This window comes from Belliella kenyensis, from assembly GCF_022549675.1.
GTDB classification, from domain to species: Bacteria; Bacteroidota; Bacteroidia; order Cytophagales; family Cyclobacteriaceae; genus Belliella; species Belliella kenyensis.
This window is the reverse complement of sequence record NZ_JAKZGR010000007.1, coordinates 65,009-78,483: the sequence shown is the minus strand read 5'-3', so window position 1 is coordinate 78,483 and position 13,475 is coordinate 65,009. Positions and strand designations below refer to the sequence as shown.

Annotated in this window: 9 protein-coding genes; 8 read left to right on the top strand and 1 reads right to left on the bottom strand. The window is 38.3% G+C overall.

The genetic code is table 11. The annotated features are described in order from the left end of the window. Nucleotides 1-10: 10 nt before the first annotated feature. The 4 genes from MM214_RS08990 to MM214_RS08975 all read left to right on the top strand — a co-directional run bounded on the left by MM214_RS08990 (nt 11) and on the right by MM214_RS08975 (nt 4,990). A complete protein-coding gene (locus MM214_RS08990) occupies nt 11-817 on the top strand; it encodes a DMT family transporter (RefSeq protein ID WP_241294752.1) in 807 nt (268 codons plus the stop codon). Nucleotides 818-1,107: 290 nt separating this feature from the next. Beyond that, nucleotides 1,108-2,685, top strand: a complete 1,578-nt coding sequence (locus MM214_RS08985; protein WP_241294517.1) for a glycerol-3-phosphate dehydrogenase/oxidase — start codon at nt 1,108-1,110, stop codon at nt 2,683-2,685. Nucleotides 2,686-2,716: 31 nt separating this feature from the next. Next, nucleotides 2,717-4,213: a glycerol kinase GlpK gene (gene glpK, locus MM214_RS08980; protein ID WP_241294515.1), complete on the top strand. Its 1,497-nt coding sequence runs from the start codon at nt 2,717-2,719 to the stop codon at nt 4,211-4,213. Nucleotides 4,214-4,252: 39 nt separating this feature from the next. Further along, nucleotides 4,253-4,990, top strand: a complete 738-nt coding sequence (locus tag MM214_RS08975; protein WP_241294513.1) for an MIP/aquaporin family protein — start codon at nt 4,253-4,255, stop codon at nt 4,988-4,990. A 7-nt stretch (nt 4,991-4,997) separates the two neighbouring features. On the opposite strand, the gene MM214_RS08970 is transcribed toward MM214_RS08975, so the two are convergent. Then, complete coding sequence (locus tag MM214_RS08970; protein ID WP_241294511.1) at nt 4,998-5,732, bottom strand: hypothetical protein; 735 nt, start codon at nt 5,730-5,732, stop codon at nt 4,998-5,000. A gap of 290 nt (nt 5,733-6,022) precedes the next feature. Here MM214_RS08970 and MM214_RS08965 point away from each other — a divergent pair, with 290 nt between their 5' ends. The 4 genes from MM214_RS08965 to acnA all read left to right on the top strand — a co-directional run bounded on the left by MM214_RS08965 (nt 6,023) and on the right by acnA (nt 13,464). Beyond that, nucleotides 6,023-7,504, top strand: coding sequence for a nicotinate phosphoribosyltransferase (locus tag MM214_RS08965; RefSeq protein WP_241294509.1), 1,482 nt, complete (start codon nt 6,023-6,025; stop codon nt 7,502-7,504). After that, on the top strand, nt 7,497-8,411 hold the full coding sequence (locus tag MM214_RS08960) for a ribose-phosphate diphosphokinase (protein WP_241294507.1): 915 nt from the start codon (nt 7,497-7,499) through the stop codon (nt 8,409-8,411). Before MM214_RS08965 ends, MM214_RS08960 begins: the two co-directional genes overlap by 8 nt. Before the next feature lie 124 nt (nt 8,412-8,535). Further along, nucleotides 8,536-10,455: a nucleoside-diphosphate sugar epimerase/dehydratase gene (locus MM214_RS08955; RefSeq protein ID WP_241294505.1), complete on the top strand. Its 1,920-nt coding sequence runs from the start codon at nt 8,536-8,538 to the stop codon at nt 10,453-10,455. Nucleotides 10,456-10,689: 234 nt separating this feature from the next. After that, nucleotides 10,690-13,464, top strand: a complete 2,775-nt coding sequence (gene acnA / locus MM214_RS08950; protein WP_241294503.1) for an aconitate hydratase AcnA — start codon at nt 10,690-10,692, stop codon at nt 13,462-13,464. Nucleotides 13,465-13,475: the final 11 nt, after the last annotated feature.

Sequence of the window (13,475 nt, the reverse complement as noted above, 5' to 3'; positions counted from 1 at the left end):
TGTTCAGCACATGTTATTGGCGGGGTTTTTATTTGCCTTGATGAATGTGTCAGTAAAATTGATCCCCCATATCCCCGCTATTGAGATAATTCTATTTCGATCAGTGCTGAGTTTTTTCATGACTTTTATAGTTCTAAAACGCCTAAAAGTACCATTGTTTGGCAATAATCGTAGCTTGCTGATTACTAGAGGTATTGCAGGATCGGTAGGATTGATTGCTTTTTTTTACAATCTCCAGACTATTCCCCTTGCTAGTGCTGTGACGATCAACTATCTAGCGCCAATTTTTACGACTATTCTTGGGATTTTTATAGTAGGAGAAAAAGTAGCAAAGCGAAAATACCTTTATTTTGGAGTATCATTCCTTGGTGTATTGATCATCAAAGGTTTTGATCCGAGAATTTCAGTCTTTGATTTGTCTATTGGTTTGGTAGCTTCTTTAGCTATGGGGGTGGCGTACAATGTGATCAGAAAGCTAAAAAACAGTGAACATCCTTTGGTTATTATGTTCTATTTCCCTCTGATCACCACTCCCATAGCAGCATTGATTTCCTATTTTGTATGGGTGATGCCTGTAGGGTGGGATTGGGTGGTCTTACTCGTGGTAGGTGTATTGACTCAGGCTGCTCAATATTTCATGACTTTGGCCTACCAAAACGCCAACCTTTCCAAAATTTCAAGTTTGAGTTATATAGGGATAGTTTATGCTCTGGGATTTGGCTTTTTTGTTTTTGATGAGACTTACACTTTGATGACTTACTTGGGTATGTTATTGGTTTTGGGTGGGGTATTGTTGAATGTGACATCTAAGAAATGACGACCATGTAAATGCCTCTATTCCTTCAAAGTTTAATTTACAGTTTTAACTTTTTGGATAACAACGATTTTTAAGATACATTTAAGATTATCAAGGATTGAATGGTTTGATTTATAGTTTAATCTAATAGCCTAAATTTACAAAGTAGTACACGCTTATATTCTAAATCATTTCCGATAAGAAAATTGAGAAAATTTAGTTTTCCTTTCACATGAAAGAGAGATCAAATTTTGGGACAAAAGTCAATTCAAAAAATAAACCCTAAAACCCAATTTAAAGGATATTCAACGATGAAATTTGATAGATCTTTAGCAATTGAGCAAATTAAAAAGAAATTAAATTGGGATGTCATTATCATTGGTGGAGGAGCTACAGGCTTAGGCGTAGCTGTGGATGCTGCAAGCCGTGGATTCAAGACTTTGTTGTTGGAATCCCATGATTTTGCCAAAGGAACATCAAGCAGAAGTACCAAGTTGGTTCACGGAGGAGTGAGGTACATGGCCAATGGAGACATAAGTTTGGTCCGTGAAGCTTTGAAGGAAAGAGGAGTCTTGGCAAAAAATGCCGCTCACCTATTCAAAAATCAAAAGTTTGTGATTCCAAATTATACTTGGTGGGGTGGAATGTATTATAAGTTTGGTCTTTCCATCTATGATTTTTTGTCTGGTAAATTGAGCTTGGGAAAGACAAGTTATATTTCAAAGAGTAAAACTATAGAAGCCATTCCTACTATCAATCAAGACAAACTAAGCAGTGGGGTAGTTTATTATGATGGACAGTTTGATGATGCACGGCTAGCACTTAACCTGGCACAGACAGCAGTAGAACAAGGAGCCTATGTGGTTAATTATTTTCCTGTCACGGGTTTTCAAAAGGATAAGACTGGAAAAGTAGTGGGGGTAAAGGCCACAGATATGGAGAAAGGTGAAGAGTTTATTCTGAACACAAAAACCGTCGTCAATGCCACAGGGGTATTCACCAATGATGTCATGAGTATGGATGAACCTGACGCTGGGAAGATGATTGTCCCGAGTCAAGGTATTCATTTGGTATTGGACAGGAAGTTTTTACCATCTGAACAAGCTCTGATGATACCCAAAACTTCCGATGGCAGGGTCTTATTTGCCGTTCCATGGCACAACAAAGTGATAGTGGGGACTACAGATACATTGATAGATTCTACCTCTTACGAGCCAAAGCCTCTAAATGAAGAAATTGATTTTATCTTGGAAACAGCAAGGAGATTTCTTACGATTCCTCCTACAAAGGAAGATGTGAGGTCAGTTTTTTCAGGACTCAGACCACTTGCTGCGCCTTCAGATAAAAATCAGAAAACAAAGGAGATTTCCAGAAGCCACAAAATAGTGATGTCTGAATCTGGGATTTTGACAATGATAGGGGGGAAGTGGACCACTTATAGAAAAATGGCTGAAGACATTATTGATAAGTTGATTTCGTTGAAAAAACTACCACCAAAACCTTGTAAAAGTGAGGAGATTGCCATTCATGGGAATGAAAAATCTACAGATATAGACTTCAATAATCCATATTATGTGTACGGGAGTGACCTAAAGCATATAGAAGACCTGAGGTTAACAGACGAACGATTTCAGCAAAAAATTCATCCTAATTATGATTACTGCATGGAAACGGTAGTCTTTGCAGTTCAAAACGAGATGGCTCTTCACGTGGAAGATGTTCTTGCCCGTAGGACTAGGTTATTGTTTTTGGATGCAAAAGCTGCCAAGGATTCAGCTTTGAAAGTAGCAGAAATGATGGCTGAACTGCTGCATAAAGATCAGCAATGGATAGATCGAGAGGTTGATAATTTCTCCAAACTAGCCGATGGATACATTTTAACCAAGTAAGAATTACATAGCCCATTTTAACCTTGATAGCATGAATAAATTTGTAATGGCTATGGATCAAGGAACGACAAGCTCCAGATCCATTATTTTTGATCATAAAGGAAATATAATCTCTTCAGGTCAGAAAGAATTCAAACAGCATTTTCCAAAATCTGGATGGGTAGAGCATGATCCCTTGGAAATATGGGAAACTCAAGCTGAAGTTACTAAGCAAGCTATCAGTGAAGCGAATCTGACAGCGAAAGATTTGGTAGCTATAGGTATCACCAATCAAAGGGAAACTGTAATAGTTTGGGATAAAAAAACGGGAGAACCAATTTATAATGCCATCGTTTGGCAAGACAAAAGAACTTCTGATTATTGTGAAGCATTGAAAAAGGATGGAAAAGATGAAGTGGTAAGAGAGAAGACTGGTTTACTTTTAGATCCATATTTTTCAGGAACAAAAATCAAATGGATACTAGACCATGTCGAAGGATCTCGTGATAAGGCAAAGAAGGGAGAGCTGATATGTGGAACGATAGATACTTGGCTGGTATGGAAGCTTACAAATGGAGAAGTTCATGTCACTGATGTAAGCAATGCTTCAAGAACGTTATTGTATAACATCAACACTTTGGAGTGGGATGAAGAATTACTTGAATTGTTTGAAATACCCAAAGAAATTTTACCAGAAGTAAGGGACAGCAGCGAAGTCTATGGTAAGACAAAATGTGATTTTTTAGACCAAGAAGTCCCCATAGCTGGAATAGCTGGTGATCAGCAAGCAGCTTTGTTCGGTCAGCAATGTACCAAAAAAGGCATGGTCAAAAACACCTATGGCACGGGTTGTTTTATGTTGATGAACATTGGGAGAAAACCAATAATTTCTGAACATGGTCTATTAACAACTATAGCCTGGAAAATAGGAGAAAAAACGACGTATGCACTTGAGGGGAGTATTTTTATAGGAGGGGCAGTAGTACAATGGTTAAGGGACAAGCTAGGAGTAATTCTCACTTCCAAGCAAGTCGAGGAACTAGCGGGAAAAGTAGAAGATACAGAGGGAGTGGTTTTTGTTCCAACATTTGCCGGTTTGGGAGCGCCATACTGGAATTCTTATGCCAGAGGTACTTTATTTGGATTGACAAGAAATACCTCAGACGCTCACATCGCAAGAGCAGCCCTCAACGCTATTGCCTATCAGACTATGGATGTATTGGAAGCTATGCAGGCAGATAGTGATCTTGATATCAAAGAGCTTCGAGTAGATGGTGGGGCTACGATTAATGATATTTTGATGCAGTTCCAATCTGATGTATTGGATGTGAATGTGATTCGACCTGATATCACAGAGACCACGGCTCTTGGTGCAGCATTTTTGGCTGGTTTGGCAGTAGGGTATTGGGAAAATACCAAGGAGATCAGTAAGTTTTGGAAAAAAGATAAAACTTACAAGCCAAATTCTGATAGATCAAAAGTAGAGAGTGGTATAGCTGATTGGAATCATGCCATCAAGACGATTCAGTTTTGGACAAAAAGAGATTGATGATTACTTATTGAAACAATAAACCCTAAGTCATAATTGATGCAAGCGTATATTTTTGAATTCATTGCTACAGCCATATTGCTTTTAATGGGCTGTTCTGTTGTCGCCAATGTGATCTTGAAGGATACCAAAGGCCATGGAAGTGGTTGGATAGTGATCACTACGGGATGGGCTTTGGCTGTATATTTAGGAGTAGTGGTAGCTGGTCCATACAGTGGTGCTCATTTGAACCCCGCAGTGACTATTTCTCTGGCTGTTCATGGGTCATTTGATTGGAGTTTAGTTATAGGATATATTTTAGCTCAAGTTTGTGGGGCATTTATCGGGGCATTTATCACATGGATTATCTATAAAGATCATTTTGATCGCACCCAGGATACAAGTACAAAGCTTGCAGTTTTTGCGACTAGTCCAGCGATCAAAAATTTGCCTATCAATTTCTTCGCAGAAATGACTGGTACATTTATACTGCTTTTTGTAATATATTTTATCACCGATGCTGAATTACAGACTGAGGAAGGTGGTACACCAATAGGGCTTGGGGCTGTAGGAGCGATACCAGTGGCATTTTTGGTTTGGGTGATAGGGCTCAGTTTAGGTGGAACTACTGGCTATGCTATCAATCCAGCAAGAGATTTAGGGCCAAGGCTTTTTCATGCCTTGGCACCAATTTTTCAAAAAGGTTCTAGTGAATGGGGTTATGCTTGGATTCCTATACTCGGTCCCCTCTTAGGTGGTGTATTGGCAGCAATTCTAGCAGGATTTCTGATCAGTTAGGGAGCAATCAATTCCTCAATTTAATTTCGATATCTGAGTTTGCAGATATCCTATTGATTATCTTTCTATAGATTTCTTTGTTTTGATTGTTGCTAATGACAATTGCTCCATCGGTTAATGTAGCGTTTTCTAGTTCTTGATTTGAAACATTGGAAAACCAGTTGTTTACCTTGATTTCCAAGAGAGCAAGTGGGTTATTTGTTCGATCTATGGAAAAATAACCTCCGTCTTTTCCTTCTATTTCTACTTCAAAATCTATATCATCACCAAAATGCTCAAATCTTAACAAAACAGAATTCCCGTTTTCTTTGGTGAATGTACCAGAGAGAAAGATAGAGGGCTCATTTCTAAAATCTATTAGGTCTAATTCTACTTCTATTTCTCTGTATTCACCTTCAGGGATATTGATAAAAAAATCAGCATCTGGATTGAATTTATCTAATGATATCTTTCTGATTTCTTTGAATTTGATCTCTATTTCTCTTTCGAACCGACCATTTTCATTTCTACCCTCTACTTCGAGTTCTAATTCTTTGACTTGAATGAAACCATCGATGATGTTCAATCTTGAGGCTTGGGTTCTAGCTTCGGTATTTGGAGTACTTTCATCTTTTAGTTTTAGCGCAAAGCCTAGCTTTCCTTCTCCGATTCCAGGAATCTCTTCCTCATTGGAACATGACGAAGTAGACAAGGTAAATGTAGCAATCAACAAAACAGTGAGGAGGCCAAATAGTTTTTTCATAATGAGTTGGTTATAATCCATTCGCTTATCAAAATATTAGCCAATTTTTTTATTTGAGAAGAAAAGAATTTAAAATAGGTTGTTACGCCACAATTTTATCAAATTCTAGCTTGTCCAAATGGAGCTTTGTCATCAATCATTAAAATTATTTGATTAGATTTTAATGGGAATCGTCATGGAGACACAGATATAAAACGAATGGACAATCAGATTTAAAATGACCAAAAAATTACAATTTCCTGCTGTTTTCGCCATTTTCCACTACATTTGAATTGCTAGTATGTTTGCCAATGAAAATCACGAAAGATCTTTACCAAGGTTCCCTTGCATTATTGACCGATTTCTATCAATTGACCATGTCATATGCCTATTGGAAGTCAGGAAAAGCGGAGCAAGAAGCTGTTTTTAATCTGTTTTTTAGAAAGCATCCTTTTCAGAGTGGGTTTACTATAGCAGCAGGACTTGAATATGTAATTGATTTCTGTAATAATTTTCATTTTCATGAAGATGATCTAGGATACCTTCGAGAGATGAAAAATACTGATGGGACATCTGTTTTTGAGGAAGGTTTTATTGATTATTTGAAAAGAATGCGCTTCACTTGCGATCTTGAGGCAGTAGCAGAAGGAACAGTGATTTTTCCTCATACTCCGATGATCAAGGTGAAAGGACCATTGATTCAGTGTCAATTATTAGAGACTGCCCTATTAAATATCATCAATTTTCAGACACTTATAGCCACCAAATCTGCAAGGGTTGTCTTGGCCGCAAAAGGTGATTCCGTCTTAGAGTTTGGACTTCGAAGAGCACAGGGAATCGATGGTGCATTAGCAGCAAGTAGAGCTTCATATATAGGAGGATGTGCCGCTACGAGCAATGTGATGGCTGGTAAGCTATTTGGCATACCAGTATCTGGTACACATGCGCACAGTTGGATCATGTCTTTTGACTCAGAAGTCGAGGCATTTCAAGCTTATGCAGATGCTTTTCCTGACAAATGCATTTTTCTTGTAGATACATACGACACTGAGACAGGTATCAGGCATGCCATTGAGGTAGGAAAAATACTGAGATCAAAAGGTAAGGAATTGCTAGGAGTGCGGATTGACTCTGGGGATTTGGCATATTTCAGCAACTTAGCGAGGCAAATGCTGGATGAAGCGGATTTTCCAGATGCCAAAGTTGTAGCAAGCAATGACCTTGACGAGCATATCATTAGTTCTCTAAAATTTCAAGAAGCATCAATAGACACGTGGGGAGTAGGTACCAAGCTTGTAACAGCCTATGACCAGCCAGCCTTGGGGGCTGTCTACAAATTGGCTGCTTTGAAAAACATGAATGGCAAGTGGGAGCCAAAAGTAAAAGTATCCCAGCAATCCATCAAAATCAATATTCCTGGAGACCATCAAGTGAAGCGGTTTTTGAAAAATGGCAAAGCTGTAGCGGACATGTTGTACTTGAAGGATACCGTTCAAGGGAAATCCAAAATTGTCATCATCGATCCAACAGATCCCACCAAGAGAAAAAAATTAAATGTGGAGGATTTGGAAGAGGTGAATTTGTTAAAACAAGTTTTCAAAGAAGGCATACAGGTCTATACCAGCCCTTCTATTCAAGAAATAAAGGAATATACCAAATCAAGTTTATCTTGTTTTGACAAAGCGCATAAGCGATTGATCAATCCCCATATCTATCCAGTAGGCTTAGAAGAGCAGCTGTATGACTTGAGGACGGATTTGGTATTTAAGATGAAAAATTATGAACATGAGTAATACAAATAAGATTATCTTTTCTACTCAGGCTTACTGCTATTTGAGAGATGAAGTGATTCGATTGGGAGGTTTTGAAAAGGGAGAAATTGAAGTCAAGCATTTTCCAGATGGAGAAAGGTATCAGAGGATTTTGACTTCAGTTTATGAAAGAGATGTAGTACTCATCGGGGGCACTATTTCGGATGGAGATACTTTGGAGTTATACGATTTGGCCTATGCACTCATTAAGTATGGAGCCAAATCCATATTTATAATATTTCCGTATTTTGGTTATTCTACCATGGAAAGAGCGGTGAAACAAGGAGAGGTGGTGACTGCCAAATCACGAGCTGTGATGTTCTCTTCGTTACCTCGTACCAGCCAAGGTAATCATTTTATGTTTTTTGACCTTCATTCAGAAGGTATACCTCATTATTTCGAAGGACAGGTTTTGATCAATCATATTTATTGCAAATCAATTGTGATCAAGATAGCGCAAGAATTAGCTTCTCCTGGATTTGTGATGGCATGTACAGATGCTGGACGGGCCAAATGGGTAGAGTCTTTGGCCAATGATATGGGGGTGAATGCAGCTTTTGTATTCAAGAGAAGAATATCAGGAGATGAGACTTTAGTGACGAGCATATCGGCTGATGTTGAGGGAAAAGATGTGGTTATATATGATGACATGATCCGTACTGGCGGCTCTTTGATCAGTGCTGCCAAGGCATATAAGGAAGCAGGTGCAAATAAGATTTACACCATCACAACTCATGGGCTCTTTACCAATGAGGCCCTAGAGAAAATAGAAGCTTCTGGAGTGATTGAAAAAGTTATAGCTACAGATACCCACGTCAATTGCCATACCTTAAGGTCGAAGATCCTTCGGGTAGAAACGGTGGCTGATTTGATCGTAGAAGCACTCTGATGAATTTATGTATTCTTAGTTCATTTACCTTGTTTCTTAATTTTTTTGTTTTAATATTACAATTTATAACCGTACAGATACTTATCACCCCAGAAGTATTTAGAGTGAATAATCGCATGAACATATGTTAGGGAATATTAGAAATGTTAGGATCATGCCTAAGTCGATGGTGGCCTTTCTAGATTTCATCGTTTTTGGCATATCTGGCTTTTTAGGCTATATCATTCGATTCAATTTTGAATTTTATTTAAATGATTTTAATAAAAATATCTTAGGTGTCTTTACCTTTCCAATCTTTGGAATTATGGCCATGAGCATTACCAAAAGCTATGATGGCATAGTTCGGTTGACAGGTCTTAAAGATATCTTAAAACTTTTTCAGACTGTTTTGATTTCTATTCTCTTCTTAGAACTAGCACGTCTTTTTGATAATTATAGTTCTTTGAATTTACAGCTTATGCCTACCTCAGTAGCTGTCATATCTTCGCTTATTGCAATGGTGACGTTGGTTCTTTATAGATTCATAGTAAAAGAGGTGTTTATATTTGCAAAGACTCAAGATCAGACAAAAGCATCAAAAGAAAAAGTTGCATTGATTTTCGGAGCTGGTGAGGCAGGAATGATTACCAATGAAGTGATCAAAAGAGATAGTGGTACTCAGTTGAGTATTGTGGGATTTTTGGATGATGATCCAAAAAAGGAGGGGAAGCAAATAGACGGAAAGAGTGTATACAGAGGCTTGGAAGATTTACGATACTTGGTAGAGAAACATAAAATCACTGACCTAATCATTGCCATTCAAAATTTATCAACATCTCGCAAAAGAGAAATTACAGAGACCTGTCTGAAGTATGATCTTCATATAAGTATAGTCCCACCTGTGAGTCAATGGGTCAATGGTGGGCTTGAAGCAAATGCGATCAGAGAAGTCAAGATAGAGGATTTGCTAGGTAGGGATCAGATATCATTGCATAGACCTATTATTAGAAATGAGCTTGAGGGCAAAGTTGTTTTAGTCACTGGAGCTGCTGGGACTATAGGAAGAGAACTATGTATGCAGATCTCAAATTATCAGCCGGCCCTGTTGATACTTCTTGACCAATCCGAGGCAAGTTTATATGAGCTAGAACAAAACTTTAAATCCCTTGACTCTCATGTTCCATTGAAATTTGTCTTAGCTGATATCAAAAACAAAAGCAAAATTCAACAAGTCCTCAAAAGCTTCAAGCCTAATTTGATTTTTCATGCAGCTGCCTACAAGCATGTGCCTATGATGGAACATCATCCGGAGGAGTCTATCAACAATAATATTATAGGTACGAAAATTTTAGCAGATTTGGCGGTTTTGAACAAAGTTGAAAAGTTTGTGCTAGTAAGTACAGATAAGGCTGTAAATCCAACAAATGTCATGGGTGCTACCAAGAGAGCTGCTGAGATATATGTGCAAGCACTGAATGAGTTTTTGGAAAAGAATCATCAAGAAAATTATACCAGATTCGTTACAACAAGATTTGGTAATGTACTTGGCTCAAGTGGCTCAGTAATTCCACTTTTCAAAAGCCAAATATTCAAAGGAGGGCCAGTCACCGTAACTCATCCAGAGATTACCAGGTACTTTATGACTATCCCAGAAGCTTGTCAGTTAGTATTGGAGGCAGGAATCATTGGCAATGGAGGGGAAGTTTTTGTTTTTGACATGGGAGAAGCTGTCAAAATAGTCGATTTGGCAAAGAAAATGATTCAGCTAAGTGGAAGAAAGGTAGATGAAGATATTCAAATTGTATTCACAGGATTACGTGATGGGGAGAAACTCTACGAGGAATTGCTCAATGATTCAGAATCAGTAGGACTCACTCATCATCCCAAAATTCTGATTGCAAGGGTTCAATCTTTCAATTATTCCAAGATCAATACTCAGATAGAAATGTTTTCACCCTTACTTGAAAAAGCCAATGAAAGTGAAATCGTGGCTCATTTAAAAGCAATTGTTCCAGAATTTATCAGCAATGCTTCCAGATTTCAGATACTGGATCGTATGAATTGAGAAGGGTTGAAGCTTATTTTAAAAAGATTTTTCAAGCAAATAAACAGAGAAAGGCAAACTTTTTTCAAATCGTTCAAGTTGAATTATATGTCAAATGAATTCAAATCACCCAATATTAATTGAATGATCTTGACACAAATGAATGCATAATTGATTTTTCATTTTGACGAAAAATCACCATATTACGTAAAACCCTTTTTTTTATTTTCTTTAACCAATTTAAAACTAACCTACATGTCACTCGATCCTTTTAAAGTAAAAAGTAGTTTGAAATCAGCAAAGGGAGAATTCACCTATTGGAGTTTGAAAAAATTACAAGATTCTGGTTTTAAAATTGACCACCTTCCATTTTCTATCAGAATATTATTAGAAAATGCACTTCGAAATTTTGACGACTTTGCGATCACCCAAGACCATGTCGACACATTAGCCAAATGGTCACCAAAGGCTTCTGATAAAGATATTCCATTCAAACCTGCAAGGGTATTGATGCAGGATTTTACAGGTGTACCAGCTGTAGTAGATATTGCGTCATTGCGTGCAGAAGCAGTGAGAAAGGGAAAAGATCCAAATAAAATCAATCCTTTGATTCCTGTAGACCTTGTCATTGATCACTCTGTCCAAGTAGATTATTTTGGGACAAATTATGCTTTCCAAAAGAATGTAGATGTGGAGTACGAAAGGAATGGTGAACGATATCAATTCTTAAAGTGGGCACAAAAGGCTTTTGACAACTTTTCTGTAGTCCCTCCAGGCATGGGTATTTGTCATCAGGTAAATTTAGAGTATTTAGCACAAGGTGTAATTGCAAGAGATGGTTCAGTGTTTCCAGATACCTTAGTAGGCACTGATTCACATACACCAATGGTCAATGGTATCGGTGTAGTAGCTTGGGGTGTAGGTGGAATCGAAGCAGAAGCAGCTATTTTGGGTCAGCCAATTTACTTTATCATGCCTGAAGTAGTAGGGTTGGAGTTGACAGGTGAATTGCCTCTCGGTACTACAGCTACAGATATGGTACTGACTATCACGGAGATTTTAAGAAAGCATGGTGTTGTTGGGAAGTTTGTGGAGGTTTTTGGTTCTGGATTAGATAGTTTGACTGTTCCAGATAGGGCCACAATCTCCAACATGTCACCAGAGTTTGGCTGTACTGTCACATATTTTCCCATAGATGATAGGACATTGGATTACATGAGAAAAACCAATAGAGCTGATGAGCAGATTTCTTTGGTAGAAGAGTACACCAAAGCGAATATGCTTTGGCGGGAAAACGAAGGGAAAATTGAGTATAGCTCTGTAGTATCTCTTGATCTGAGTACAGTAGAACCTACTGTTTCTGGGCCAAAGCGACCTCAGGATAAAATTCTCGTAAGAGAATTCAAAGAAAAATTCGGCGAGCTACTTCAAGAAGTCCATGGACGTGAATATATTCCAATTGACAAACGAGAAGAAGGAAGATGGTATGGAGAAGGAGGTAGTCAACCTTCAGAAAATAAAGGAAATAGTCCCAATGAAGTGGAGTATGAAACGAAAGTGAAGAATGGGCTAAAAACCGTCGTAGTGAAGTTGAATAACGAAAAGTTTGCCCTTCATGATGGCTCAATAGTGATTGCAGCAATTACTTCATGTACCAATACTTCTAATCCTTCCGTGATGATAGGTGCTGGATTGGTAGCAAAAAAAGCTCGTGAAAGAGGTTTGGACGTAAAGCCTTGGGTCAAAACCTCCTTAGCTCCAGGTTCAAAAGTAGTGACAGATTATCTTAGTTCAGCAGGATTGTTAGATGATCTAGAGGCCTTGCGTTTTCATGTAGTGGGCTATGGGTGCACTTCCTGTATTGGTAATTCAGGACCACTACCAGTACATATTGCGAAGGCAGTAGAAGAGAATGATCTAGTAGTCAGCTCAGTATTGTCAGGCAATAGGAACTTCGAAGCTCGTGTACATCCTCAAGTGAAGATGAACTACCTGATGTCCCCAATGCTCGTAGTAGCCTATGCTCTCGCTGGAAGAGTAGATGTAGATTTGCAAAATGAACCTATCGGCTATGATCCTAATCTTGAACCAGTTTATTTGAAAGATATATGGCCGAGTAATGAGGAGATTTTTGAAGTGATGGGTAAAGTACTATCGCCAGCAGATTTCCAAAAAAGTTATGGTGAAATATTTGAAGGAAACGAACAATGGAAGCAACTGAACGCACCTCAAGATGAAATCTACCAATGGTCAACTGAAAGTACCTATATCAAAGAGGTTCCATTCTTTGAAGGTCTTGCAGAAGAAGTGTCCGAGCCAAAAGATATAGAAAATGCACATGTTCTACTCAAACTCGGCGATTCCATTACAACTGATCATATTTCTCCAGCTGGATCATTTGCGATCAATAGTCCAGCTGGTCAATATCTAATCGAAAGGGGAGTAGAAAGAAAAGATTTTAACTCTTATGGTTCAAGAAGAGGAAATGATGAGGTAATGGTAAGAGGTACATTCGCCAATGTTAGGATAAAGAATCAACTCACTTCTAAAGAAGGAGGCTATACTGTCCATATCCCTTCTGGCCAAGAAATGAGCGTCTACGATGCTTCTAAAAAATACAAAGAGAATAATACGCCGCTTATAGTATTAGCAGGGAAAGAATATGGCAGTGGCTCCTCGAGAGATTGGGCTGCCAAAGGAACAAACCTCCTTGGTATAAAGGCAGTAATTGCAGAAAGCTATGAGCGAATTCATAGAAGTAATTTGGTAGGCATGGGTGTCCTTCCATTGCAATATGAAGCTGGAGATACAGCCCAAAGTCTAGGACTTGAGGGCACTGAAGAATTCTCCATATCTGGAATCGCTGATGATTTGACTCCACTTAAAACCCTTCAAGTAAAAGCTAAAAAGGCAAATGGAGATGAAGTGTCTTTTGCTGTATCGTGTAGGCTAGATTCAGCAATTGAAGTTGAATATTATAAGAATGGAGGTATTTTACATTATGTTTTGAGAGATTTTCTAAAAAAATAGTGGGTCTATAG